Genomic DNA, 25,201 nt, shown 5'->3' with positions numbered 1-25,201 from the left:
CCGTGCTCGTCTTCGCCGCCTCCGACAAGGGAGGCACCGGCCGCTCGGTCACCAGCGCCAACCTCGCCTACCACCGCGCCCTGGACGGGGACGACGTCTGCTACCTGGACTTCGACTTCGGCTCGCCCACCGCGGCCGCCGTCTTCGACCTGCCCGACGTCCTCTCCGAGGCCGAGGGCCGCGGACTGCACTCGTACCTGAAGGGCAAGACCGGCGAACCGCTGCGTGTCGACGTCTGGGCCCGCACGGAACACCCCGTCCTGCGCAGCCGGCCCAGCGGATCGGGCCGGCTGGTCCTGCTCCCCGGCGACCGCACCGGCGGCGAATTCGTCACCGACGAGGAGAACCTCCACCGGTGCGTGGACCTCGTACTGCGGCTGAAGCGCGAATTCGACCTCATCATCGTCGACCTGAGCGCCGGACGCAGTTATGCGATGGACCTCGCACTCGCCGCCACCTCGCCGCGCGGCGGCCTCGGACGGCTGAAAAACCGGTGGCTCGTCTATCACCGCTGGACCCGCCAGCATGTGATGGCCGCCGCCGAACTCGTGTACGGCAAACAGGGAATCGTCCTGGCCGGTATAGCGATGGGCCATGTGCCCGACGCGCTCAACGGGTCCATCCGCTTCGTGCGCGCGGCCGTACCCGATCTGGAATCTCCTCTCTGGTCGCAGGTGTCGCCCGCGCAGTACGCGTGGATGCGGCAGTGCGACAAAGAACTCGAGGAACTCGCGGCCGGGCGGGGCATCGGCAAGACCCGGGTGCTGTCGTCCATTCCGCTGGAACCCGTCCTCCAGTGGCAGGAACGCCTCATCACCGACGAAGACGTGCACGACCGCCGAATCGCCAACAACGAGACCTGGCAGGCCATGGGAGACCTCGCACAGCGGCTGACCGACGACAAGTTCTGGGGGCAGCTGTGAGCGGGGCGGAAACGGTCTTCAGGGAGACGAGCGCCGAACCGCGCACGGAATCCGTGCCGTTCTCCCATCTCTCCCTGGAATTAGGCCACTTGTACATGGAGGACTTTGTCGAAGGGCCGTCCCGGCTGCGCCGGCACTTCGCCTCCGTGCGCCCCTGGGTGGACGCCGCCCGGGCCGGCGTCGGCCCGCTGCCCGCGGGCCGGCGGCCCCGGATCAGCACCTGCTTCCTCATCGACGACTACTTCTCCCGGCTCTCCACCCCCGCCGAGCTGATACCGCCGCTGCTGGCGGCCGCCGCCGAGGCCGGGCTCACCATCGACTACCTGGCCCGCGAGTCCGGCTGCGCGAGCCCTTCCCCCGCCCCCGGCGAAGCCGCCCACCGCGACCGGACCGAGCTCGCCGAGGCCGTGCTGCACCGGCTGGTCGAGCTGCCGCCGCCCGGCAGCAACGGTTTCCGCCCGCCCGTCAGCCGTACCGGCTGGCTCACCAACGGGCGGCGCGCCCCCGCCCAGCGCACCTCCGCCGCCCTGGACTCCACCGGCGTCGTCTGGCAGCCGCCCGGCGAGACCGGCGCCCGCGGCCACTCCGTCTTCATGGACGTCGAACTGTGGAGCGGCCCGGAGGAGGAACGCACCTGGTCCTGCGCCTTCCTCGCCTCCGTGTGGCAGCTGGTCCGGCTCGGGCTGCTGCGCGACAACGGCCGGGCGGTCATGACCCCCACCGACTGGTTCGACAAGGAGTTCCCGGCCGAATGGGACGCGCTGCCGCCCGTCCTGAAGCTCAACAGCGCCGCGGACCCCTTCACCGCGTACGTCACCTGTAGTGTGCTCCCGGCCCGCTTCCTGCCCGTCGAACACGCCGTACGCGTCATCCTCGACCAGGTCCACGTCGAGGACGAGGCCGTACGGATGGTCGCCGAGCGGTCCGCCGGAGAGGGCTTCACCGTGCCGGCGGGCGTGGTGGACCGCACCTCCTACGTGTTCCCGCCGGGGCTGTGACATGACCGGACTGGGCACCACGGGCGGGCCCGCCCTCGTCTGCGGCGAGGTGCGCACCTGCCTGCTGCCCACCCGCGACGCGGTCGACGAGCGCACGGCCGTCGAGCTGCTGCGGCTGCGCGCCGACGAGCGGGTCCGGGTCTCCCGGCACCCCAACCGGCACGCCGTCTCCCCGGACGTCCTCACCGGCGTCGACTGCCTGCTGCCCACCGCCAACGGCACCCGGGTCCGCGCGGTCGGCACGGTCGCGGCACGGGCCGTGCTGGTCGAGGGGCGGGTGCTCCAGTCCACGGCGTACTTCCGCGCACCGGCCAAGGGGCCCGACCGGCGTCAGCCCTGGGGCTACTACCTGGTCCGGCCCGGCACGCTCGTCCCGGTCGGCAGACTCGCCGAGAAGCCGGTCACCGAGGGCTTCCTGACCGGCCACCGGTCCGGCGAGCTGGACATCGGCTCGGTCGCCGAGAGCCTGCTCGCACGGATCTCCCGCCGGCACCGGTTTCTCGACTACGACACCCCGCTCACCACCGCCGACACCGCCCTGCGCTGGACCGCGGCCCCCGCTGACGACGGGGAGGCGGCGTCCCTGCGGTTCACCAAGGCCGACGACGGTCTGCGGATCGTCGAGCTGCGGCTGCCGCGCGGCACCGCACCCGACGTCGCGGCCGGGCTGTGCGAGGACCTCGCCCTGCACGACTGGCTGCTGAGCACCGTCAACGACAAGCTCGACGGCCTGCGGGTCGGCGCCGACGACGGTACGGCCGCGCTGAAGGTGCTGCGCCCGCTCGTCGACCACCTGCTGCACCTGTGGATGCCGCAGGCCCGGGTCGACCGCGCCCTGCGCACGACCTGGGCGGAGCTGGAGGAGGACGCCGGCTACTCCCGGCAGTGGCACACCCTGGCCCAGCGCGTCCGCGACCAGCTCACGCTGCTCCACCTCACCCGGCGCGACGCGCTGGCCACACCCTGAGGACGTCACCACGACACACCTGTTCCCGCACGATCCCAACGGGGGGAGAAAGAGAGATGAATGCACGACATGTGACACAGAAGCTCCTGGTCACGGTGGTGGTGGGCGGTGTCGTCTACCTGCTCACCAACGTCATTTCGTCCGACGACGAAGGTCCCTGGCAGCTCGTGCTGTCCGTGCTGTGCGGTGGCATCGTGCTGATCGTGCAGTTCCTGGTGTCCTTCGTGAACCAGATGCACGCCGTGAAGGACTCCGTCGACAAGCGGTTCGCCGACATCGGCAGGGCCACCAAGCTCTTCAACGAGGTGGAGAAGCTGCGCGACGACGGCGTGCCCCGGCTCGCCGAGAACGCCACCAAGCTCGTCACCACGGGGCCCAGGATCCTGCACGACTTCGCCAACGAGGAGATCAACCGCCTCGCCGGGGTGATGGAGGACCTGACCAGCTTCAGCGCCGAGACACCCGGGGAGAACCACGACTGGCTCATGACCCTGACCAAGTGCACCAGCACCAGCATCGACGCCATCAGCACCAGCGTCGTGGACGACGGCTTCTGGTCCAGCGAGCCGGCCAGCCGCTACCTGACGGCCCAGCGCGAGGGGATCGTCGAACGGAACATCACGGTCAGGCGCCTGTTCATCGTCAAGGAGAACCAGGAGCGGGCCGCGCTGGACCCGATCTGCGAGGAGCAGCGGGACATGCGCATCAAGGTCCGCGTGGTGGCCCTGGAGCAGCTCCCGGCACACCTGCGCCGCGGGAAGATGATCGACTTCATCGTCTTCGACAAAGCGCTCTCCTACGAGATCCACCCCGACCAGCTGGGGCTGAACTCCTCGACCGCGGTGAACGCCCGGCCCGAACTGGTGCAGCCCCTGCTGCGCCGGTTCGAACAACTCTGGGAGGCCGCCGGTGAACTGCCGCCGTCGGCGAACGGTCTCCCCGCCCCGGACAGCGTGCGGTCGCTGACCAACCGCGGCGACTCCGCCGGAGCCTGACCGCCCGGGGCCGGTCACCTCGGTGGTGACCGGCCCCGTCCGCGGATCCCGAGGTGCGGGCACGCCTGCCCCCGCGCGTAGGCGAGAATGGCTCCATGAGCCTGTTCCGCGACGACGGCATCGTGCTGCGCACCCAGAAGCTGGGCGAGGCGGACCGCATCATCACGTTGCTGACGCGCGGGCACGGGCGGGTGCGGGCGGTGGCCCGGGGGGTGCGGCGGACGAAGTCGAAGTTCGGGGCGCGGCTGGAACCCTTCTCCCATGTCGACGTGCAGTTCTTCGCCCGGGGCAGCGAGCTGATCGGGCGCGGGCTGCCGCTGTGCACGCAGAGCGAGACCATCGCGCCGTACGGCGGCGGGATCGTGACCGACTACGCCCGCTACACCGCCGGGACGGCCATGCTGGAGACGGCCGAGCGGTTCACCGACCACGAGGGCGAGCCCGCCGTGCAGCAGTACCTGCTGCTCGTGGGCGCGCTGCGGACCCTGGCCCGGGGCGAGCACGCCCCCCACCTGGTCCTCGACGCGTTCCTGCTGCGCTCCCTCGCCGTCAACGGTTACGCGCCCAGTTTCGAGGCCTGCGCGAAGTGCGGCATGCCCGGCCCCAACCGGTTCTTCTCCGTGGCGTCCGGCGGCAGCGTCTGCGTGGACTGCCGGGTCGCCGGCAGCGTCGTACCCTCGCCGCAGACCCTGGTGCTGCTGGGCGCGCTGCTCACGGGAGACTGGGAGACCGCGGACGCGTGCGAGCCGCGGTACGTGCGGGAGGGGAGCGGGCTGGTGTCCGCCTATCTGCACTGGCATCTGGAGCGCGGACTGCGCTCCCTGCGGTACGTGGAAAAGTAAGCGCAAGCGACGAAGGAGACGAGAGGCACATGGTGGTACGCGGGTTCCTGGGGCGGCAGCGTCGCGAGTACAGGACGCCGGAGCCGCACCCGTCCGGCGCGCGCCCGCCGAAGCTTCCGGGCGAGCTGGTCCCCGAGCACGTGGCGATCGTCATGGACGGCAACGGCCGCTGGGCCAAGGAGCGCGGGCTGCCGCGCACCGAGGGGCACAAGGTCGGCGCCGAGCAGGTCCTCGACGTGTTGCAGGGCGCGGTCGAGATGGGTGTGCGCAACATCTCGCTGTACGCCTTCTCCACCGAGAACTGGAAGCGCTCGCCCGACGAGGTCCGCTTCCTGATGAACTTCAACCGTGACTTCATCCGCAAGACCCGCGACCAGCTCGACGAGCTCGGCATCCGGGTGCGCTGGGTGGGCCGGATGCCCAAGTTGTGGAAGTCGGTCGCCAAGGAGCTCCAGATCGCGCAGGAGCAGACCAAGGACAACGACCGCCTCACCCTGTACTTCTGCATGAACTACGGCGGGCGGGCCGAGATCGCCGACGCCGCGCAGGCACTGGCGGAGGACGTGAAGGCGGGCCGCCTCGACCCGTCCAAGGTCAACGAGAAGACCCTCGCGAAGTACCTGTACTACCCGGACATGCCGGACGTCGACCTGTTCCTGCGTCCCAGCGGCGAGCAGCGCACCTCCAACTACCTGATCTGGCAGAGCGCGTACGCCGAGATGGTCTTCCAGGACGTGCTGTGGCCGGACTTCGACCGGCGTGACCTGTGGCGGGCCTGCCTGGAGTTCGCCTCCCGGGACCGCCGCTTCGGCGGGGCGATCCCCAATGAGGAGCTCTTGGCCATGGAGGGGAAAACTCCGGACCAGCAGGCCACTTCGTAGCCGCCCTGCGTTCACCGGCACGGTCGACGCTGCGGGAGATCACCATCGTCCGGTCTCCCGCTCGTCGAAACGGCCCGCACATGAATCGCGTCACCCCCGCCCTGGGTCTCGCCCTCGGCGCCCTGGTCCTCACCGCGCTGCCCGCCCACGCCGACTCCGCCGGCCACCTGGCGCACCGCGACAGCTACGGCACGAAGGCCGTGTACGCGCCGGGGCAGAGCGCGCGCACCTACCAGCGGCCGCCGGCCGGCTTCACCCCCGTCTTCACCGAGAACGTCTCCCGGCACGGCTCCCGCGCCGCCAGCGACAGCGAGGACGGCGACCTGGTCCTCGCGCTGTGGGACAAGGCGGAGGCGGCGGGCGGGCTCACCGGGAAGGGCGAGAAGTTCGGCCCCACGGTGCGCGCGCTCCAGGCCGCGATGGCGAAGGTCGGCTACGGCAATCTGAGCGGTCGCGGCAAGGAGGAGATGCGGGACACGGCGGCCCGCACGGCCGAGCGTCTGCCGTCCCTCTTCGCCGGGATCGCCCGCACGGGCGAGAAGATCGACGTGGTCAGCTCCGGGCAGGGCCGGGCCGTCGACAGCGCCGACCTGTACGCGGCCGGTCTCGCCGACAGCCACCCGGCCCTGGAGCCGCTGATCGGCGCGACCCGCACCGACAAGGACCTGCTGTACTTCCACAAGGCGGACGGCGGCGCGGCCTACCGCGACTATCTCGCGAACGACCGGCGTCTCGCGGACACCCTGGCCGCCGTCACGGACCAGCCGAAGACCCGTGCGGCCGCGCGGAGCGTTCTGCGGCGCCTGTTCACGGCCGCCTTCGTGAACGGTCTGAGCGCCTCCGACCAGGTCGACGCCGCCCGGGCCGTCTACGACCTGTACGCCATCGCGCCCGCGATGAGCGAGGAGAGCCCGGACGGCAGGGGCTGGGGGATGCAGCGGTACATCTCCGCCTCCGACGCCGCCTGGTTCGGGTATCTCGGCGACGCCGAGGACTTCTACGAGAAGGGCCCCGGCTTCGTCGGCAGCGACATCACGTACCGGATGGCGGACGTCCTGCTGGACGACTTCTTCGCCCGGATCGAGGACAAGAAGGCCGGGACGAGCACCCTGGGCGCCGAACTCCGCTTCACCCACGCCGAGGAGATCATCCCGCTGGCCACCCTCATGGGCCTGCCCGGCAGCACCGAGCAGGTCACCGAGGACAAGCCGTACACCTACGCCGGCAACGCCTGGCGCGGCGCCGAGGTGGCCCCGCTGGGTTCCAACATCCAGTGGGACGTCTACGAGAAGAACGGCCGCTGGCTGGTCCGCATGCTCTACAACGAGAAGGAGACCGCCTTCAGGGCGAGCTGCCGCCCGATCACGAAGGGCAGCACGTTCTACGACTTCGACGAGCTGGAGCGCTGCTTCGGCCGGGCCTAGGACCTGTCCGGTCGATCAAGTCGCAGGAACGCGACGGCACCTTGCAGCACGGCCGAGCGGGGTCTGGTGCGTGCAGCTGCAAGGCGGAGGAGGGCGTCGACGCGGAGCGTCGGCAACCGACGACAACGCCGCAGATGTGCGTGCCAGACCCCGCGTCTGCGGCATGATCGGCCGGACAGGTCCTAGGGCCCGGGGCGCAGCCGTTCTAGCCGGCCGCGGTCGCGCAGTCGGCGCAGGTGCCGAAGATCTCGACGGTGTGGGCCACGTTGACGTAGCCGTGTTCCGCCGCGATGGCCTCCGCCCACTTCTCGACCGCCGGCCCCTCGACCTCGACGGCCTTGCCGCAGGTACGGCAGACGAGGTGATGGTGGTGGTCGCCGGTGGAGCAGCGGCGGTACACGGACTCGCCGTCGGAGGTGCGCAGGACGTCCACCTCGCCGGCGTCGGCGAGGGACTGGAGGGTGCGGTACACCGTGGTGAGCCCGACCGAGTCGCCCTTGTGCTTGAGCATGTCGTGGAGGTCCTGCGCGCTGCGGAACTCCTCGACCTCCTCCAGCGCCGCGGCGACGGCGGCGCGCTGCCGGGTGGCACGGCCCTTCACGGGCGGTCCAGCGGTCGTCACCGTTGCCTCCTCACGTCTGCGGCTTGCCGGGCCATTGTGCCAGCCCGGACTGTGCCCGGTCAGACGCCGACCTCGTCCGAGGCCCCCCGGGTGGCCGGAATCGTGCACTCCGCCGGATCTCCGGCGGGCTGCGCCGCGGCCAGGGCGCGGGCTCGGCGGCGGGCGAGCGGGGTGGCCGCCACGCTCAGCGCGATGAATACGGCGATGGTCAGCAGCACGATCGTCGCGCCGGGCGGGACGTCCTGGTAGTAGGAGGTCACGGTGCCGCCGACGGTGACCGAGATCCCGATCGCGACCGCGATCGCGAAGGTCGCGGCGAAGCTGCGGCTCAGCTGCTGGGCGGCCGCCACGGGCACCACCATCAGGGCCGAGACCAGCAGCAGTCCCACCACCCGCATCGCGACGGTCACCGTGACCGCCGCCGTGACCGCCGTCAGCAGGTTCAGGGCGCGCACGGGCAGGCCCGTCACCCGGGCGAACTCCTCGTCCTGGCTGACCGCGAAGAGCTGCCGGCGCAGACCGAGGGTGACCAGCACCACGAAGGCCGCCAGCAGGCAGATCGCCGTCACGTCCGACTCCGACACCGTCGACAGCGAGCCGAAGAGGTACGAGGTGAGGTTCGCGTTGGAGCCGCCGGGCGCGAGGTTGATGAACATCACGCCGCCGGCCATACCGCCGTAGAAGAGCATGGCGAGGGCGAGGTCGCCGCGGGTCTTGCCGTACCAGCGGATCAGTTCCATGATCACCGCGCCGAGGACGGAGACCGCGGTCGCCATCCACACGGGGGAGGCGGAGAGCAGGAAGCCGAGGCCGACGCCGGTCATGGCGACATGGCCGATGCCGTCGCCCATCAGGGCCTGGCGGCGCTGGACGAGGTAGATGCCGACGGCGGGCGCGGTGATGCCGACCAGGACGGCGGCGAGCAGTGCCCGCTGCATGAAGGCGTAGTCGAGGAGGTCCATCAGCTCAGCAGTCCCGTGCGGATCGGTTCGGCGCCCGCGGGTGCGTGCGGGTGTACGTGGTCGTGGCCGGGCAGCGCGTGCTGGCCCACGGCGGGTGTGGGCGGGCCGTCGTGCAGCACGCAGCCGTCGCGCAGGACGACCGCCCGGTCGATCAGGGGCTCCAGGGGGCCCAGTTCGTGCAGCACGAGGAGGACGGTCGTACCGGCCGCGACCTGGTCCTTCAGGGTGTGGGCCAGGACCTCCTGGCTGGCCAGGTCGACGCCCGCCATCGGCTCGTCCATGATCAGCAGCTCGGGTTCGGCGGCGAGCGCGCGGGCGATCAGCACGCGCTGGTGCTGGCCGCCGGAGAGGGCGTCGACGTTGTCCTTCGCCCGGTCCGCCATCCCGACCAGCTCCAGGGCGTGCCGTACGGCCCTGCGGTCGGCCGTCCGGAAGACGCCGAAGCGGGTGCGCGAGAGGCGGCCGGAGGAGACGATCTCCGTGACGGTGGCGGGGACGCCGCCGGCGGCCGTCGTGCGCTGCGGGACGTAGCCCACCCGCGCCCAGTCGCGGAACGACCTGCGCGGTGTGCCGAACAGGTCGATCTCGCCCGCGTGGATCGCCACCTGGCCGATCACGCTGCGCACGGCCGTCGACTTGCCCGAGCCGTTCGCGCCGAGCAGGGCGACGACCTCACCGCGGTGCACGGTGAGGTCGATGCCCCGCAGGACGGGGCGCGAGCCCAGGTCGGCGCGGACTCCGCGCAGCGCGATGACGGGCTCGGCGTTCGCGTCCATGACGCCCTCCGTAAAGATCACTTGGTTCCCAGGGCCGTTTCGAGCGCCTTGAGGTTGGCCCGCTGGACCGAGAAGTAGTCGTCGCCCCGGGACTTGTCCGTGATGCCCTCGATCGGGTCGAGCACGTCCGTCTTCAGTCCGGAGTCCGCGGCGATGGTCTTCGCGGTCTTGTCGCTGACGAGCGTCTCGTAGAACACGGTCGTGACGCCGTCGGCCTTCGCCATCTTCTCAAGTTCCTTCACGCGCGCGGCGCTCGGCTCCGACTCGGGGTCGAGGCCGTTGATGGCCTCCTCGGTCAGGCCGTAGCGCTCGGCGAGGTAGCCGAAGGCGGCGTGGGTGGTGACGAAGACCTTGGTCTTCGTGTCCGCGAGCCCGTCCTCGAACTCGGTGTGGAGCGCGTCGAGCCTCTTCACCAGGGTCGCGGTGTTCTTCTCGTAGTCGGCCGCGTGGTCCGGGTCGGCCTTCTCGAAGGCCTTGCCGACGCCCTCGGCGACCTGGGCGTAGCGCACCGGGTCGAGCCAGATGTGGGGGTCGAGGCCGGACAGTTCCTCGTTCTCGTGGTCGTCGTGCTCGGCCGCGTGGCCGCCGACCTCGTTGCCGTGCTTCTCCAGCGTGGTGAGGGAAGCGGCGTCGATCTTGGTCTTGACCTCGGACTGGGCCACCGCGTCGTCGACGGAGGGCTGGAGGTTCTTGAGGTAGAGCACCGCGTCGGATTCCTGGAGCTGCGCGGTCTGCTTGGCGCTGATCTCCAGGTCGTGCGGTTCCTGGCCGGGTTCGGTCAGGCTGGTGACGTTCACATGGTCCCCGCCGATCTGCTCGGCGAGGAAGGCCATCGGGTAGAACGACGCGACGACGTCGAACTTGTCGGTGTTGCCCGCCGCGTTCGCGCCCGAGCATGCGGTCAGGGTGCCGAGGCCGAGGCCGGCGGCGGCCACGAGCGCGACGCGGGATATGTGCTGTCGTCGTACGTTCATGACAGTCATTTTCAACAAATATGGAAACCGTTGTCAACAAGCTCTTGAAGGGACACCGATTTGGTCGAGGGGGAGGCCCCGCCGGTACCCTGAAGCATTCGCTGGAAGCATCTCGCTTCGTCGCCCGTCGTCGTTATGAAGAGAGCACCGTGGCCGCCGACAAGATCGACACCATCGTCAGCCTGAGCAAGCGCCGTGGCTTCGTATTCCCCTGTAGTGAGATCTACGGCGGCCAGAAGGCCGCATGGGACTACGGACCGCTGGGTGTCGAGCTCAAGGAGAACCTGAAGCGCCAGTGGTGGCGCTACATGGTGACGTCGCGCGAGGACGTGGTCGGCATCGACTCGTCCGTCATCCTGGCCCCCGAGGTGTGGGTCGCCTCCGGTCATGTCGCCACCTTCTCCGACCCGCTGACCGAGTGCACCTCCTGCCACAAGCGGTTCCGCGCGGACCACTTGGAGGAGGCCTACGAGGCCAAGCACCACCGTGCGCCGGAGAACGGCCTGGCGGACATCAACTGCCCCAACTGCGGCAACAAGGGCCAGTTCACCGAGCCCAAGCAGTTCTCGGGTCTGCTCTCCACCCACCTCGGCCCGACGCAGGACACCGGCTCCATCGCCTACCTGCGCCCCGAGACCGCCCAGGGCATCTTCACCAACTACGCCCAGGTGCAGACCACCGCGCGCAAGAAGCCCCCGTTCGGCATCGCGCAGATGGGCAAGTCCTTCCGCAACGAGATCACGCCCGGCAACTTCATCTTCCGCACCCGCGAGTTCGAGCAGATGGAGATGGAGTTCTTCGTCAAGCCGGGCGAGGACGAGCAGTGGCAGGAGTACTGGATGGAGCAGCGCTGGAACTGGTACACCGGCCTGGGCATGCGCGAGGAGAACATGCGGTGGTACGACCACCCGAAGGAGAAGCTCTCCCACTACTCCAAGCGCACCGCTGACATCGAGTACCGCTTCCAGTTCGGCGGCAACGAGTGGGGCGAGCTGGAGGGTGTCGCCAACCGCACGGACTACGACCTCACCGCGCACTCCAAGGCCTCCGGCCAGGAGCTCTTCTTCTTCGACCAGGAGGCCCAGGAGCGCTGGACGCCGTACGTCATCGAGCCCGCGGCCGGTGTCGGCCGCGCGATGCTGGCGTTCCTCCTCGACGCGTACGTCGAGGACGAGGCCCCCAACGCCAAGGGCAAGCTGGAGAAGCGCACGGTGCTGCGCCTCGACCACCGCCTCGCCCCGGTGAAGGTCGCGGTCCTCCCGCTCTCCCGCAACCCCGAGCTGTCCCCCAAGGCCAAGGGCCTCGCCCAGGCCCTGCGGCAGAACTGGAACATCGAGTTCGACGACGCCGGCGCCATCGGCCGCCGCTACCGCCGCCAGGACGAGATCGGTACGCCGTACTGCGTCACGGTCGACTTCGACACGCTGGACGACAACGCGGTCACCGTGCGTGAGCGTGACTCCATGAAGCAGGAGCGCGTGTCGCTGGACCAGATCGAGGGCTACCTCGCGGCGCGCCTGATCGGCTGCTGATCTCGCGTCTCCTCGTCAGCGCTCACGAGTGCCGGGTCCCTTTCCGGGGCCCGGCACTCGTCGTTCCCGTGCTCCCGCCGCCGGTGGCCGCGCAGCAGCACGTCGGCGTCCGTCTCCGCGCTCCGGTCGTGCGCGGCGCGGGCGCTCTCCCGCCGTGACGCCAGGTCCTCGCACTCGGCGCAGTCCGGCTCCGGTACGGGAGGGCGGGGCGTGCCGATGCCGACCAGGAACGGCGCGTCGGTCCGGGCGCGCCGGTTCGCCGCCCGCACGCCCGCGCTCAGCCGCTCCTCGGCGGTCGCCGGCCGCAGTGCCGCCGGGTCGGCCTGCCACTCCCGGCCGCCGCCGACCGGCCGCAGCATCGCGTAGGGACCGGACCGGTCCTGGTACTCGCCGACCTTGTCCGTGGCCGGGTCGTAGAGCAGGGCGCCCGGCTCGTGCCGCGTGTCGTGCATGTCTTTCGCTCCTTTCACCCAACTTACATACCAAATGCGACAGTTGGGCTACTCTGGGTAGTGGGGGTTGTCGTCAGGATGGCCTTCGATCGGCATCGGCACGCCGCTGACGTGGGGCTGGGCGTCGTCGGGCAGCGCATATTCCACAAATTCCGGAGGGTTGGATGCCGTCCAGGCGGGTGATCACGGGCCGTAGCCAGGAACCCCGGCGGCGCTTCGCGGAGGAACTGCGCCTCCTGCGGGCCGAGAAGGGGGACAGCCTGCGGCAGCTGGAGGTGGTCCTGGGCTGGAACGCGTCGACGTTCGGGAAGATGGAGGGCGGCCGGAGCCTGGGCAGCCCGGAGATCGTCGAGGCGCTGGACCAGCACTACGGGACGACCCCGATGCTGCTCACGCTGTGGGAGCTGGCGGTGGCGGATCCTTCGCAGTTCAAGGAGCAGTATCGGCGGTATATGGAGTTGGAGGCCGGGGCGGTCAGTTTGTGGCATTACGCCTCGGCGAACCTGCACGGCTTGTTGCAAACCCCGGGCTACGCCTGTGAGTTCCTGGAGGCGGGTGGGCTGGACGGGGAGGAGCTGACAGCGCAAGTCGAGGCGCGCGTGGGGCGCAGCCAGCTGCTGGTGACGGAGGATGCGCCGCGTTTCCGCTCGATTCTCGCCGAGTCGGTGCTGCGCACGGCCCTGCGCGACTCCGGCGAGTGGCGCGGGCAGTTGGAGCACCTCCTGGCCATGGGCGAGCGCAAGAAGGTGACCCTTCACGTGCTGCCGTTCTCGACTGGACTTCACGCCCTGTCGAACACCGACACAGTCTTCTTGCGGCAACCTGACGGCAGTACCGTTGCCTGGGTGGAGACCGGTTACGGGGGCGAGCTGGTTCAGGAAACAGCCAAGGTCGAACGGCTCCAGCTCAGATACGATCTGGTACGCGATTTGGCCCTTTCCCCGGACGAATCGCGTGGGTTCATCCGGCGATTGTTGGAGGAAGTTCCGTGCGAGCCATCGACCTGAGCGGCGTTGCTTGGCGCAAGAGCAGCTACAGCAATCAGGACGGCGGCGCCTGCCTCGAAGTCGCCGACAACGTCACCGCCCTCGTCCCCGTCCGGGACAGCAAGGACCCCGGACGGGGCGTGCTGGTGTTCGGGCCGGAGGCCTGGGCGCGGTTCGTCCGTGCCTACAGGTCGACATCCATGTAGAGCGCCGCGTGGTCGGAGGCCGCGTCGGCCTTCGAGGTCACGGTGTCGAAGGGCTTGATGCCGTCCGCGAAGATGCCACGGGTCTCCAGGCCGACCTGCTGCACCTCCTGCCACACCCCCGGCGACAGCAGCAGGTAGTCGATCTTGTCCCGCTCGCTCTTGCACTCCCCGAACGTGCCGGGCAGCCCGCGATAGGAGCGGTGACTCATCGCGTCCCGCAGCCCGGCGCCCTCCAGCACCGCGGCCGTGTCGCTGGCCGGGTGGTCGTTGAGGTCCCCGGCGACGATGACGTGCGGGGTGCGCTCCAGCGCGGACCGGTAGATCTCCGCGACCCGCTTCGCCTGGGCCAGCCGCAGTTCCGGATCGTCCTGGGACTTGCTCTTCAGGTGGTTGCCGAGGATCACCAGGGGGGTGCCGTTGAGCCGGATCTCGAACTCGGGGCAGTCGCGGCTGAAGAGGCGCTGGGTGGGGCGATCCGGGTTCGTCTCGGAGAGATGGGACCGGACGGACGTGATGGGGTGCCGGCTGAGGATCCCGATGTCGATGCCCCGGCTGTCGTTGCCGTCGATCAGCATGACGTAGGGATACGGCCGCCGGTCCAGCGCTCCGGCGAGCACCTGCGTGTTGAAGCGCTCCAGGGTGAGCCGGTCCTCGACCTCCACGGTGAGCAGGATGTCGGCGTCGACCTCCGAGACCACGCGGCCGGTGTTGCGCACCACGTCCAGATCGAGGTCGTCCTGCCCCAGTTCGGCCCAGCCGGCCCAGGTGGAACGGCCGTTGGCGCTGATCTCGATGTGGGGGTTCTTGCCCGGCCCCGGCGGCTTGAACAGTCCGGATTCCTTGCCCGGCCGGGACTGGTTCACGTAGATCGGCGGCGGGTTCTCGGGGTTGATGTCGTACGCCCGGTGCTTCTCGATGAGCCCGGCGATCTTCGTCTTGTCGGCGGCGGTGTACGCCGGCAGGTCGAGGAGGCCGACCAGTGCGGCGAAGTCGTCCAGGATCTCCTTGCGCTTCGCCGGATCCTCGAGGCGGAAGGCCGTGGGCCGGCGGAAGAGGTTCTCCATGTTGAAGGTGGCGATGCGGATGCTCATGGCAGCCTCCATGGCGGCGCGGAGGGCCGCTCGGTCGGCGACAGGCGCCGCCGAGGTGACTGCGCACCGACATCTCTCATTGTCCTCGGCGCTCCCGTCCCGTCGACCGGACAGATATCGGATGGCAGACGTCAGATGACAGCTGACAGATGTTGAAATCTGTCAGCTGTCATGTCAGGGTGGTGGGCATGACGATGCGAACGCGTTCCCTCGGCACCACCGGTCCCCAGGTCTCCGCCCTCGGCCTCGGCTGCATGGGCATGTCCGCGCTGTACGGCGACGCGGACCGGGACGAGGCGATCGCGACGATCCACGCCGCCCTCGAGGCCGGCGTGACCCTGCTGGACACCGGCGACTTCTACGGCATGGGCCACAACGAGCTGCTGATCGGTGAGGCGCTGCGCACCGCTCCCGCCGCACGCCGTGAACAGGCTCAGGTCAGCGTGAAGTTCGGAGCCCTGCGGGACCCGGCCGGCGGCTGGAGCGGCTACGACGGCCGTCCGGCGGCCGTGCGGAACTTCGCCGCCTACTCGCTCCAGCGTCTGGGTGTCGACCACATCGACGTCTACCGCATCGCCCGGCTCGACCCCGACGTACCGATCGAGGAGACGGTCGGCGCGATCGCCGAGCTGGTCGAGCAGGGGTACGTGCGGCACATCGGCCTCAGCGAGGTCGGCGCCGAGACGATCCGCAGGGCCGCCGCCACCGCGCCGATCGCCGACCTCCAGATCGAGTACGCGCTGATCTCGCGGGGCATCGAGAGGTCGATCCTGCCGGTCACGCGGGAGCTGGGGATCTCCATCACCGCGTACGGCGTGCTCTCGCGCGGGCTGATCTCCGGGCACTTCACCGCCGACCGCAAGCTCGCCCCGAACGACTTCCGGGCCTTCTCGCCCCGCTTCCAGGGCGACAACCTCCAGCACAACCTGAACCTGGTCGAGTCCCTGCGGAAGATCGCCGAGCAGAAGGGCGTCTCCGTCGCGCAGATCGCGATCGCCTGGGTGCTGGCCCAGGGCGAGGACATCGTGCCGCTGGTCGGCGCCCGCACCAGGGAGCGGCTGGCGGAGTCGCTGGGCGCGCTGGACGTCGTCCTGGAGGCCGCCGACCTCGCCGCGGTCGAGGACGCCGTCCCGGCCGACGCGGCCGCCGGTGACCGCTACTCGGCCGCCGCGATGGCCCACCTCGACAGTGAGCGCTGACCCGCCCTCCGGGTACGGTCTGAGCATGTCACCGACCACCGAGACCCTGACGGCCGAGCGCATCCTCGAGGCGACCGAGGAAGTGCTGCGCCGCCACGGGCCCGCCAAGGCCACCGTGGTCGACGTGGCCCGCGCGCTCGGGGTCAGTCACGGCAGTGTCTACCGGCACTTCCGGACGAAGGCGGCGCTGCGCGCGGCGGTCACGAAGCGGTGGCTCGACCGGATGTTCGAGACCCTCGACGTCATCACCGCCGACGAGTCGCGCGCACCGGAGACTCGGCTGCGCGACTGGCTCGCGGCGCTCTTCGAGGCCAAGCGGCGCAAGGCGGGCGACGACCCCGAGCTGTTCGCCACCTACATGGTGCTGACCCGGGAGAGCAGCGAGGTCGTCGACGAGCACCTCGCCGACCTGACCGGCCAGCTGACCCGGATCATCGAGGCGGGAGTCGCCTCCGGCGACTTCGCGGCTTTGGACCCGAGGACAGTCGCCGTCGCCGTCTTCCACGCCACCGGCCGCTTCCACGACCCCGGCTACAGCCGGCTGTGGGAGCGCCCGGGCGCGCGGGAGGACTTCACGGCCCTGGTGGATCTGCTGCTGCGGGGGCTGCGGGCGCCGGCGGCGTAGGGCGTCAGCTCCCCGCCGTGCAGCGCCAGGAGTCCCGCATCAGCGGAGTCGGCGTCGGGTTCTCCATCGCCACCTGGGTGAGGAGGATCGTCACCCCGCCCGTCCGCGGGACGATGTGGGCCGTCGTGCCGGCATGCGGGGCCCGGCCGTCCTTCTGCGTCCTGCGAACCGGCGGTCACCACCTCCACCGCGTCGCCGCGGGCCACCAGGCCCACCGCTCCCGGTACGGTGCCGTCGTCGACATACCGTCGCAGGGTCTCGTGCAGAGCGCTCGGTCCGGCCTTCCGGTGCGATCGCCTCTTTCCGCCCCTCTTGACTCCCGGGGCGGCCGGAAGTCATCGCGGCTCGCGGCCCTCCGAGGGATCCACCGTCGCCTGATGCGCCTCGGCGAGGTGTTCCTCGGCCTTCAGCCAGGGCAGGAACTGCGCGCCCTTGCGCCAGCCGCAGGTGTCGCATCTGATCGTGCGCTGCATCCCCGCGCGCTGCACCTGGACCACATGCTCGCGCCCGTGCTGGTCCCAGCGGCTCACCTTGCTCGTCGTGATCTGCAGCATGACCCCTCCCGCATCGACTCCGGAGAACAGCAAGGAGTGTGCAGCACCCGGAAGATCAATGGGGATTTCCTCGCCAGGAGTTCGCGGGCGCGCCGGGTCAGTAGCCGCACAGGTCCGTCAGGCGCTCCGGGTCCAGAAGCACCAACTGGCGGTAGCCCGTGGTCAGTACGGCCTCCGCGCGCAGCGCCGCCAGGGCCCGCTCCGTCGTCGACACCGCCACCCCGGCCAGACTGCCGAGCGCGCGCTGGCTCAGCGACAGCTCCAGCAGGACGCTGCCGTCGGGGCGCGGCCGTCCGTACTCCGCCGCGAGTTCGTACAGCACCCGCGCCAGCCGGCGGCGCGCGTCGCAGCCGCTGGTCTCTATCCGCCGCTGCGTCGCGGACCGCAGCTTGCGCGCCACACTGCGCAGCACCTGCAGCTGGGCCGCCGGATGCGAGTGCAGAAAGCCGATGAAGGAGGCCGGGGCGATGCGCAGCGCGGTGACCGGGCCCGCGGCCCGCACCGTGGCGGACCGCAGGTTCCCGTCCAGCACCGCCAGTTCCCCCACCACCTCGCCCGCCGCCCGGATCGCCAGTGCCGACGCCTCGCCCTCCTCCGTCTCCCCGACGACCAGCACCAGCCCGTCGAGCAGCATGTACACCGCGTCCCCGACCGCCCCGGCCATCATCAGCACCTCCTGGTCGCCGTACCGCCGCCGTGTCCCCAGCCGCAGCAGCGCCTCCCGGTCCTCGGCGTCCAGCGTGTCCAGCAGACTCCCGGCGGCCCAGGCCGGCGGCACGGCGGAGGACGGCCGCCGGGGGCCGGGGGCGGAGGTCATACGGGGCGGGAGCCGGTGGACGAGCCGGGCGAGTCCGGCCCGACACTGCCGAGCCCCGGGGTGTCGGCGAGCCGGAAGGTGACGGCGAAGGTGACTTCGAGCTGTCCGGTGAGCGCGACGCGTTCGCCCGGCAGGGCGTTCACCAGGGTGGACTTGCCGCGTTTGATCTGCCCGGCCACGGCGAGCCGCAGCGGTTCCCGAAGCCCGTCGGCGGTGTCGCGCAGGGCCCCCGCCGGCGCGGCGGCCGGCTCCCCGGCCCCCTTCGGACCCATGGGGCACCCCCCTTCTCCCGTCCGTTCGATGTGACCCACCCCACAGGGCAAGCCATTGTGCACGGCGACGACCACACGTGGCGGTTTTTCAGCTTTTTCCTCGACTCGCCCCCTCCGGGGCGCCATGATGTCGACGACCAAGGGGGACGGCATGACGACCGACGAAGGCGAACAGACCTGGGACGAGGGCCGGTTGACCGAGCACGACGTCATCGAGGCGGCGGACGGGACCGGTTACACCTCCATGTCCGAATTCGTCGCCGGCGAGAACGGCTACGAGCCCGACGACACGTACGCGAGCGACTCGTACGACGCCGACGCCGACGACATCGACGACTCCGGGGGCTTCTGACTCTCCGGGGCACGCCGAGCGGTTGAGCGTCCGGGCCGCCGACCGCCCCGTACGGGCCCGGCGGGTGCCCGGACCGCCCGTCCTCCCCCGGGGTCCGTGGACCGGACGGACGGGCGGCCGCAGGTTCCCCGCAGCGGGGACCGGCTCGTCCCCGCCTCACCGAGGTTAGGCGGCGCCCGGCCGCCGGACTCCGTCCTGTGAGGGAGTCGGCCGGACCCCCGTCGGGGACGTTCCCCTCAACTCCCCACCCCCGCATTCGACTTCGCCAGTGAAGGGAACCCCGCGATGTCCGGAGGAGAACTCGGCGTCCCCGGTGTCCGCCGTCTGTGTCTGGTCGTCGACGTCGAGGGATACAGCAGACGTCTGACCGACGCCGCCCTCGACGTGCAGGACCGGCTGCTGTGGACGATGCACCAGGCCTGCCGGGTGGCCGACGTGGACCCGAGCAGCTGCGCCCGCCAGGACCAGGGCGACGGCCAGCTGCTGATCCTGCCGCCCGGCATCGACGAGGGGCGTGCGCTGCCCGGCGCGGTCCGGGGCCTGCGCGCCGCCCTGCACCGGCTCAACCGCAAGCCGGGCCCCGGCGGCCGGATCCGGCTGCGGGCCTCCGTGAGCCAGGGACTCGTGTACGTGGCGGCCACGGGGTTCGTCGGCACGGCGGTCGTGCACGCCTGCCGGGTCCTGGACTCGCCCCAGCTGCGGGCCACCCTCGGCGGCCGGCCGGACAGCGACCTGGCCCTGGCCGTCACCGACGACCTCTACCGGGACGTCCTCACCCAGCGCCGGGAGGAGCCCGCGGCCGGCCACTTCGATCCGCTCGACGCGAGCGTTCCGGAGAAGGGGTTCGAGGCGCGCGGCTGGGTGTACGTGCCCCGCCCGGGAGGCTCGCGCACCCCGGTGCCCGCCTACACCGGGCCCGTCCGGCCCGACGGAACCCCGCAGCCGCACCGCACCGACTGGGGCCTGCGCGTGGCCCTGGGCGGCGGCCTGATCGGGGCCGGGGGACTGGGGGTGTGGGCCGGCCACGAGGTGTGGTCGGCGGTCACGGACCACGGCGGGGGCCCCGACCCGGGCCCCGACCCGGTCCCCGACGGACCGGGGGGCGACACCTACGTCATGGTGGGGGACACGTATGTCGTGAACGAGGGCGAGCCACCGCCCCCCTGGCCGCTCCCCGGTCCGGAACCGCGGGAGCAGTACCCGCTCGAACCCGGCTCCGACCCGGATCCGTACACCGCCGCGTACGGGTACGAGCCGAACCCCGCCCCGTACCAGGAGCCGTACCACGACGCGTACCCGAGCGAGCCCCTCGACGCCGGCGGCACGGACTGGGACGACCTCGGCGACCACGATCACGATCAGGATCACGGCAACGACGGCGTGGGGTCCGGCTGGTGACGGCGGGTGGCGGCCGGTGCGGCGCCGGCTCAGCCCACCCGCCGAGGCAGCCGCAGGCTCAGCGCTCCCGTCAGGACGACACCGGCCAGCTGGACGGCGAGGGTCGTCAGCAGGGCGTCCCGCATGCCCGAGCCCGGGACCAGCGACAGGAACAGCGTGCCGAGGGTGGCCACGCCCAGCGCCAGCGCGGTCTGCTGGGTGGTCACCATCACCCCGCTGCCGACGCCCGCGCGGGCCGGCGGCACCTCGGACATCACGATCCGCATCACGACGGGCAGCTGGAGCGCCTGTCCGGCGCCCGCGACGGCCGCCCCCGGCAGCAGTTCGACGAGCCCCACGTCGGGCCAGTCGGCGCGCACCGCCAGCGCGATGAGCACCAGGCCCACACCCTGGAGCAGCGCGCCCGCGGTCACCACCCGGGCCCCGAACCGGGCCACCAGCCGGGGCCCGGCCAGCGAGGCGAGGAAGAACGCGGCGGCCATCGGCGCGAGCGCCAGCCCGGCCGGTACCGGACCGAGCCCCGCGCCCCGCTGGAGGGCCACCGCGACGACGAACATGAACCCGCTGAAGCCGATGGAGAGCGGCAGCATGAGGACCAGCCCGCGCCGCAGCGTGGTGAGCGCGAACAGGCTCGGCGGCACCAGCGGCGTCCGGCCGAGCCGGTCGGCCCGCCGCTCCACGGCGTAGAACGCGGCCGTGACCAGGGGGAACGCGGCCAGTGACAGCCAGGTCCACAGCGGCCAGCCGGCCGTGCGGCCCTCGGTGAGCGGGGCGAGCAGCGTCAGCAGTGCCGCCGCCAGCAAGGCCGTGCCGGGGCCGTCCAGCGGCTCCGGGCGCTGCGAGCGGGTCTCGGGGACGGTCCGGACGGCGAGCAGCAGACCGACGACCACGACGGGGACGTTCACCAGGAACACCGAACGCCAGCCGGTGCCGGCGACATCGGCGGCGACCAGGACCCCGCCGAGGATCTGGCCCGCCACCATGGAGAGGCCGGCGGTCGCGCCGTACAGGCTCATGGCGCGGGCGCGGCGGGGGCCCTCGGTGGCGGCCTGGATGGTGGCGAGGACCTGCGGGACCATGGCGGCGGCCGACGCGCCCTGGACGATCCGCGCCGCCACCAGCGACCAGGCGTCCGGGGCGAGCCCGCAGGCCAGCGAGGTCAGACCGAAGGCGGCCATGCCGGCGAGGAACAGCCGGCGCCGCCCGAACAGGTCACCGAGCCGCCCGCCGAGGACGAGCAGCACGGCGTACGCGAGGCCGTACCCGGCGACGACGAGTTCCAGGACGGACTCGCTCGCGGAGAGGTCCGCGGCGATCGTGGGCAGGGCGACATTGACGATGAAGAAGTCGACGAGCGGCAGGGCCGCGCCGAGCAGCACGGTGAACAGCCCGAGCGGCCCGAAGGCACCGGACACCGTGCCGGCGCGGGCGCCGGGCGAGGGGGCGACGGTCGTTTCTGTGGTCACCCCCAGAGCCTGCGCCCGGCCCTCAACCGGGTACCAGAGTCTCCTTATCCTGGTAGCAGGACTACCTGGCAACAGGGTGCGGACCCGGGCACGCTGGAGGCATGACGACGATGGCACAGGAGACGGCGGCCCCCGCGGCCGGCAGCGGCGCGGCGGTCCGGCACCATGAACTGGCCGCCTTCCTGCGCAGCCGCCGCGAGCGCATCACCCCGGAACAGGTGGGCCTCCCGCGCGGTGCGCGCCGCCGCACGCCCGGCCTGCGCCGCGAGGAGGTCGCCCATCTCTCCTCGGTCGGCGTCACCTGGTACACCTGGCTCGAACAGGCCCGCGACATCCATGTCTCCGTGCAGGTCCTGGACGCGCTGGCCCGCACGCTGATGCTCGACCTCAGCGAACGCGCGCACCTGTTCCGGCTGGCCGGCTCCACCGATCCGACGCCCGCCGCGCACTGCGAGGGCATCACGGACGCCGTACGCATGACCCTGGACCAGCTCGACCCGCTGCCCGCCAGCGTCCAGAACAGCCGCTACGACATCCTGGGCTACAACCGCGCCTACTCCCAGCTGTTCTGCGACCTCGACACGATCCCGCCCGAGGACCGCAACTGCATGCTCCTGGTGCACACGAACCCCGCCTGGCAGGAGTCGATCGTCCACCTCGACGACACCCGGCGCCTGATGGCCGCGAAGCTGCGCGCCTCCATGGCCGGCCATCTCTCCGAACCGGCCTGGAAGATGCTGGTCAAACGGCTCCAGGCGGAGTCCCCCGAGTTCCGGGAGAACTGGCGGCGCTACGAGATCGTGGTGAGCCGTACCAAGACCAAGCAGTTCCGCAACCGCCATGTGGGCCTGCTGACCCTCCAGCACACGGACCTCTGGCTCAGCCCGGAGAACGGCGCCCGGCTGGTGACGTTCACACCGGTGGACGAGGTGTCGCGGGAACGGCTGGAGCGGCTGTACGCGCTGTTCAACCCGCCGAGCACCGGCTGACGGTCGTCAAGGGGCCCTCCTTCGCGTCGAGGAGCAGCACATCGCCCGGCCGCAGACTGACCTTCACCGGAAGCGCCCAGCTGCTCGCGGTCGAGGTCCTGCCGTCCGTGCCCACGATCCGCAGCAGACGGGTGCCGGTGCACAGGGACACGGCGACGGGCTCGCCCCAGGCCACGTCGATGTCCTCCTCGCCCAGGGTGTCCGCGAGGGTGTGCAGCTCCCACCTGGGGATGTCCCGCTTGTTGAGGGTGAGTGTGAGACTGCCGTCGTCGTGGGGCTCCACGGCGTACGCCGCCGAGCCGGCCGGCGACCCCGGCACCACCACCGCCGCGAGCCCCGCCACCGCACAGGCCGCCAGGGCGACGGAGATCCGGCGCGGGGTGAACACCGTCCGCGCGCCGGCGTCCGGCCGGTCTTCCCCACGCAGCTCGATCTCCCGCTTCAGCTCCTCCAGCAGCCGGTCCTCGAACGAGGTGCGCGTGCTCATGCCTCTCCCCTCATGACGTACAGCAGCGATGTGTCCCGCGTCCCTTCCGGTACGGCTTCGGGCGCCGCGTCGGCGGGATCGGCGGGATCGGCGGGAGCGGCGGGCACCGCCTGCGCACGCAGTGCCTTGCGGGCCCGGTGCAGCCGGACCCGGGCCGTGACCTGGCGGATGCCGAGCGCTGCGGCCGCCTCGGTGACCGTCAGCTGATCCACCGCGATCAGCTCCATCACGGCCCGCTCGCCCTCGGGCAGTCGCGCGAGCGCCGCCAGCGCGCGCCGCCCCGGGCTCTCCGCGTCCAGCTTGTCCTCCAGCCGGACGATGTCGTCGGGCTCCAGCAGGCGCCGCCCGGAGAACCGCCGGTCCCGTTCGGCCGCCCGGGCGGCCCGGCGGCGCTCCGACGACACGACGTTGCGCGCGATGCCGTACAGCCAGGCCGTCTCGCTGCCGAGGCGCGGCCGGTAGGTGTGGGCCGAGTCGAGGACGGCGAGGAAGATCTCGGCCGTCAGGTCGGCGGCGGTGTGCGGGTCGTCGACCCGCCGCGCCACGAACCGGGTCACCGCGTCCACATGGCGCCGGTAGAACTCCTCGAACAGCCGCGGGTCACGCGCCGCCGCCGCGGGACCGCCCCGTATCCGCTCCGCCTCGTCCACAGGCGCCTCCTTCTCATCGGCTACACCGGTACTTGGCGCGCCCTGCGAAAAGCGTTACGGGGAAACGCGAAGGCACCCTCGACCAGCCCCGGTCGAGGGGTGGTTGAAGGTGCCTTCGGGGTGCCTTCGAGGTGCCTTGGGGGTGGTGCCGCGGTGGTGTCGCGCCCGGTGGTGCCGGGGCGGCCGGGCGGCCGGGGCTACCGGGCTGCCCTGCTGCCGCCGGCTCAGGCGCCGATGCCCGCCGTCTCGCGGACGTCCTTCGTCTCCAGCCGCCGCGCGGTCCGCTCGGCGGTCCGGCGGGCCCAGGGACCCGTGGTCAGCACGCCGAGGACGAGGACCATCAGGCCGCAGCCGGTGAGGATCCACCAGCCGGGGACGGCCGCGGAGACGAAGGTCTCCCGGTACGCCGAGGCGCTCACGCCCGCCGCGAGCACCGCGCCGACCACCGCGACGCCGAGGGTCTGGCCCAGCTGCCGGCTGGTGGAGGCGACCGCCGCCGCCACACCCGCCTGGCTGCGGGGCATCCCGGACACCGCGGTGTTGGTGATCGGCGCGTTCACGAAGCCGAAGCCCACGCCGAACAGCACGTACCCGAGGAACAGCGTCCCGTCGGACGTCTCCGCGTCGAAGGCGGCGAAGAGCAGCGCGCTCGTGGTCATCGCGACCCCCGCGACGACCAGCGGCAGCCGCGGCCCCCGGGTGCCGACCAGCCGCCCGGACAGCGGTGCGCACAGGAACGTGGGGACGGCCATCGGCAGCATCCACAGACCGGCGTGCAGCGCGTCCAGCCCCCGTACGTTCTGGAGGTACAGCGTGGACAGGAACAGGAAGCCGCCCAGCCCGGCGAAGGCGCTGACCGCGACCACCGTCGCCCCGCTGAACGGGGCCGAACGGAAGAACCGCAGGTCGATGAGGGGTTCGGCGCGGCGCGGCTCGTAGCGGAGCAGCCCGATCAGCGCGGCCAGGGCCAGCGCCGCGAAGGGTCCGCTGGTCGCGATGCCCTCCTCCGGCGCCTCGATGATCGCGTACGTCAGGGAGCCGAAGAGCACGATGACCAGGAGCTGGCCGACCGGGTCGGGGCGGCGGGGCCTGGGCGCGCGGGACTCGGGGACGAAGCGGAGGGTGAGCAGGAGTGCCGCGAGGCCGACCGGGAGGTTGAGCCAGAAGATCGAGCGCCAGCCCACGGACTCCACCAGCAGCCCGCCGACCAGCGGGCCGGCGGCCATCGAGATGCCGACGACCGCGCCCCACACGCCGATCGCCCGCGCGCGCTCACGCGGGTCGGTGAAGGTGTTGGTGATGATCGACATGGCGACCGGGTTCAGCATGGAACCGCCGACCGCCTGCACCATCCGGGCGGCGATCAGCAGCTCCAGGTTCGGTGCCAGCGAGCAGAGCAGGGAGCCGGCCGCGAACACGACCAGGCCCGCCATGAAGACCTTCCGGCGCCCTATCCGGTCGGCCGTGGAGCCGGCCAGCATCAGCAGCGTGGCCAGGACCAGGGTGTAGGCGTCGATCGTCCACTGGAGCCCGGACGTCGTGGCGTCCAGGTCGCGCTGCATCGCCGGCAGGGCGACATTGAGGACGGTGTTGTCGAGGCTCACGATCAGCAGGCTCATACAGCAGATCGCGAGGACCAGCAGACGTCGGCGAGGGCTGAGCTCGGGCATGCGGACCATCGTACGCCGATGTCGATAGTGCGTCTAACTAATGGTTATTACATGATCATGTCGGAGCGGGCCGGCCGGACCCGTCCTCCGA

The 25,201-nt window shown here is 71.4% G+C and carries 27 protein-coding genes and 1 pseudogene; 15 read left to right on the top strand and 13 right to left on the bottom strand.

The window, feature by feature from the left end:
- The first annotated feature begins 2 nt into the window (after positions 1–2).
- From IE275_RS07210 to IE275_RS07180, 7 genes are all read left to right on the top strand, one after another.
- Entirely contained in the window at positions 3–923 is a 921-nt protein-coding gene (locus IE275_RS07210; protein ID WP_189708866.1) for an SCO2523 family variant P-loop protein, read from the top strand.
- Positions 920–1,921: an SCO2522 family protein gene (locus IE275_RS07205; protein ID WP_189708864.1), complete on the top strand. Its 1,002-nt coding sequence runs from the start codon at positions 920–922 to the stop codon at positions 1,919–1,921. The genes IE275_RS07210 and IE275_RS07205 overlap by 4 nt, the downstream gene beginning before the upstream one ends.
- A 1-nt stretch (position 1,922) precedes the next feature.
- Entirely contained in the window at positions 1,923–2,888 is a 966-nt protein-coding gene (locus tag IE275_RS07200) for an SCO2521 family protein (protein ID WP_189708862.1), read from the top strand.
- A 71-nt stretch (positions 2,889–2,959) separates the two neighbouring features.
- On the top strand, positions 2,960–3,883 hold the full coding sequence (locus IE275_RS07195; protein WP_229870146.1) for a hypothetical protein: 924 nt from the start codon (positions 2,960–2,962) through the stop codon (positions 3,881–3,883).
- Positions 3,884–3,978: 95 nt separating this feature from the next.
- On the top strand, positions 3,979–4,725 hold the full coding sequence (gene recO / locus IE275_RS07190; protein WP_189708858.1) for a DNA repair protein RecO: 747 nt from the start codon (positions 3,979–3,981) through the stop codon (positions 4,723–4,725).
- 29 nt (positions 4,726–4,754) lie between these two features.
- Entirely contained in the window at positions 4,755–5,606 is an 852-nt protein-coding gene (locus IE275_RS07185) for an isoprenyl transferase (protein ID WP_189708856.1), read from the top strand.
- An 80-nt stretch (positions 5,607–5,686) separates the two neighbouring features.
- Positions 5,687–7,030, top strand: a complete 1,344-nt coding sequence (locus IE275_RS07180) for a histidine-type phosphatase (RefSeq protein WP_189708854.1) — start codon at positions 5,687–5,689, stop codon at positions 7,028–7,030.
- Between the two features lie 205 nt (positions 7,031–7,235).
- On the opposite strand, the gene IE275_RS07175 is transcribed toward IE275_RS07180, so the two are convergent.
- From IE275_RS07175 to IE275_RS07160, 4 genes are read right to left on the bottom strand one after another with little or no spacing between them, the layout of a single operon-like run.
- On the bottom strand, positions 7,236–7,652 hold the full coding sequence (locus IE275_RS07175; RefSeq protein ID WP_189708852.1) for a Fur family transcriptional regulator: 417 nt from the start codon (positions 7,650–7,652) through the stop codon (positions 7,236–7,238).
- A gap of 59 nt (positions 7,653–7,711) precedes the next feature.
- A complete protein-coding gene (locus IE275_RS07170) occupies positions 7,712–8,614 on the bottom strand; it encodes a metal ABC transporter permease (RefSeq protein ID WP_189708850.1) in 903 nt (300 codons plus the stop codon).
- Entirely contained in the window at positions 8,614–9,390 is a 777-nt protein-coding gene (locus IE275_RS07165; protein WP_189708848.1) for a metal ABC transporter ATP-binding protein, read from the bottom strand. Before IE275_RS07165 ends, IE275_RS07170 begins: the two co-directional genes overlap by 1 nt.
- Before the next feature lie 17 nt (positions 9,391–9,407).
- Positions 9,408–10,364: a metal ABC transporter substrate-binding protein gene (locus tag IE275_RS07160; protein WP_189708846.1), complete on the bottom strand. Its 957-nt coding sequence runs from the start codon at positions 10,362–10,364 to the stop codon at positions 9,408–9,410.
- A gap of 149 nt (positions 10,365–10,513) precedes the next feature.
- Between IE275_RS07160 and IE275_RS07155 the strand changes: the two genes are divergently transcribed.
- Entirely contained in the window at positions 10,514–11,896 is a 1,383-nt protein-coding gene (locus IE275_RS07155; protein ID WP_189708844.1) for a glycine--tRNA ligase, read from the top strand.
- A 68-nt stretch (positions 11,897–11,964) separates the two neighbouring features.
- Here IE275_RS07155 and IE275_RS07150 read toward each other — a convergent pair.
- Positions 11,965–12,348: pseudogene (locus tag IE275_RS07150) on the bottom strand (hypothetical protein); the annotation flags it as partial.
- A gap of 164 nt (positions 12,349–12,512) precedes the next feature.
- Here IE275_RS07150 and IE275_RS07145 point away from each other — a divergent pair.
- Both IE275_RS07145 and IE275_RS07140 read left to right on the top strand, forming a co-directional pair.
- The gene (locus IE275_RS07145; protein ID WP_189708842.1) at positions 12,513–13,355 is read left to right on the top strand and encodes a helix-turn-helix domain-containing protein; all 843 of its coding nucleotides are present in this window, start codon (positions 12,513–12,515) and stop codon (positions 13,353–13,355) included.
- Positions 13,337–13,540 carry a DUF397 domain-containing protein gene (locus tag IE275_RS07140; RefSeq protein WP_189708840.1) on the top strand — a complete coding sequence of 68 codons (204 nt, stop codon included), beginning with the start codon at positions 13,337–13,339 and terminating at the stop codon, positions 13,538–13,540. The genes IE275_RS07145 and IE275_RS07140 overlap by 19 nt, the downstream gene beginning before the upstream one ends.
- Here the strand turns inward: IE275_RS07140 and IE275_RS07135 are convergent.
- Positions 13,519–14,631 (bottom strand): endonuclease/exonuclease/phosphatase family protein, encoded by a 1,113-nt coding sequence (locus IE275_RS07135; protein WP_189708838.1) that lies wholly within the window; start codon positions 14,629–14,631, stop codon positions 13,519–13,521. The two genes, IE275_RS07140 and IE275_RS07135, sit on opposite strands and share 22 nt — an antisense overlap.
- A 188-nt stretch (positions 14,632–14,819) precedes the next feature.
- On the opposite strand from IE275_RS07135, the gene IE275_RS07130 reads away from it, so the two are divergent.
- Complete coding sequence (locus IE275_RS07130; RefSeq protein WP_189708836.1) at positions 14,820–15,830, top strand: aldo/keto reductase; 1,011 nt, start codon at positions 14,820–14,822, stop codon at positions 15,828–15,830.
- 25 nt (positions 15,831–15,855) lie between these two features.
- On the top strand, positions 15,856–16,455 hold the full coding sequence (locus IE275_RS07125) for a TetR/AcrR family transcriptional regulator (protein ID WP_189708834.1): 600 nt from the start codon (positions 15,856–15,858) through the stop codon (positions 16,453–16,455).
- A gap of 335 nt (positions 16,456–16,790) precedes the next feature.
- Here the strand turns inward: IE275_RS07125 and IE275_RS07115 are convergent, their stop codons facing one another.
- From IE275_RS07115 to IE275_RS47050, 3 genes are all read right to left on the bottom strand, one after another.
- Positions 16,791–17,009, bottom strand: a complete 219-nt coding sequence (locus tag IE275_RS07115; protein WP_189708832.1) for a hypothetical protein — start codon at positions 17,007–17,009, stop codon at positions 16,791–16,793.
- 97 nt (positions 17,010–17,106) lie between these two features.
- On the bottom strand, positions 17,107–17,826 hold the full coding sequence (locus IE275_RS07110; protein WP_189708830.1) for a Crp/Fnr family transcriptional regulator: 720 nt from the start codon (positions 17,824–17,826) through the stop codon (positions 17,107–17,109).
- Positions 17,823–18,098, bottom strand: coding sequence for a P-loop NTPase family protein (locus IE275_RS47050; protein WP_189708828.1), 276 nt, complete (start codon positions 18,096–18,098; stop codon positions 17,823–17,825). Before IE275_RS47050 ends, IE275_RS07110 begins: the two co-directional genes overlap by 4 nt.
- 151 nt (positions 18,099–18,249) lie before the next feature.
- Between IE275_RS47050 and IE275_RS07100 the strand changes: the two genes are divergently transcribed.
- Both IE275_RS07100 and IE275_RS07095 read left to right on the top strand, forming a co-directional pair.
- Complete coding sequence (locus IE275_RS07100; protein WP_189708826.1) at positions 18,250–18,450, top strand: hypothetical protein; 201 nt, start codon at positions 18,250–18,252, stop codon at positions 18,448–18,450.
- A gap of 285 nt (positions 18,451–18,735) precedes the next feature.
- A complete protein-coding gene (locus IE275_RS07095; RefSeq protein ID WP_189708824.1) occupies positions 18,736–19,848 on the top strand; it encodes a hypothetical protein in 1,113 nt (370 codons plus the stop codon).
- Between the two features lie 29 nt (positions 19,849–19,877).
- Here IE275_RS07095 and IE275_RS07090 read toward each other — a convergent pair whose 3' ends face one another.
- Entirely contained in the window at positions 19,878–21,263 is a 1,386-nt protein-coding gene (locus IE275_RS07090; protein ID WP_229870166.1) for an MFS transporter, read from the bottom strand.
- A gap of 152 nt (positions 21,264–21,415) precedes the next feature.
- Here IE275_RS07090 and IE275_RS07085 point away from each other — a divergent pair, with 152 nt between their 5' ends.
- Positions 21,416–22,303, top strand: coding sequence for a helix-turn-helix transcriptional regulator (locus tag IE275_RS07085; RefSeq protein WP_189708822.1), 888 nt, complete (start codon positions 21,416–21,418; stop codon positions 22,301–22,303).
- Here IE275_RS07085 and IE275_RS07080 read toward each other — a convergent pair.
- The 3 genes from IE275_RS07080 to IE275_RS07070 all read right to left on the bottom strand — a co-directional run bounded on the left by IE275_RS07080 (position 22,281) and on the right by IE275_RS07070 (position 25,110).
- Positions 22,281–22,790 (bottom strand): hypothetical protein, encoded by a 510-nt coding sequence (locus IE275_RS07080; protein ID WP_189708820.1) that lies wholly within the window; start codon positions 22,788–22,790, stop codon positions 22,281–22,283. The genes IE275_RS07085 and IE275_RS07080 overlap by 23 nt on opposite strands.
- Entirely contained in the window at positions 22,787–23,440 is a 654-nt protein-coding gene (locus IE275_RS07075; protein WP_189708818.1) for an RNA polymerase sigma factor, read from the bottom strand. Before IE275_RS07075 ends, IE275_RS07080 begins: the two co-directional genes overlap by 4 nt.
- Positions 23,441–23,664: 224 nt before the next feature.
- Positions 23,665–25,110, bottom strand: a complete 1,446-nt coding sequence (locus IE275_RS07070; RefSeq protein WP_189708816.1) for an MFS transporter — start codon at positions 25,108–25,110, stop codon at positions 23,665–23,667.
- Positions 25,111–25,201: the final 91 nt, after the last annotated feature.

It is taken from the genome of Streptomyces phaeofaciens, assembly GCF_014648915.1.
Taxonomy (GTDB): domain Bacteria; phylum Actinomycetota; class Actinomycetes; order Streptomycetales; family Streptomycetaceae; genus Streptomyces; species Streptomyces phaeofaciens.
Note: the sequence above shows the minus strand (reverse complement) of the source record. Positions and strands in the feature narration are given on the sequence as shown.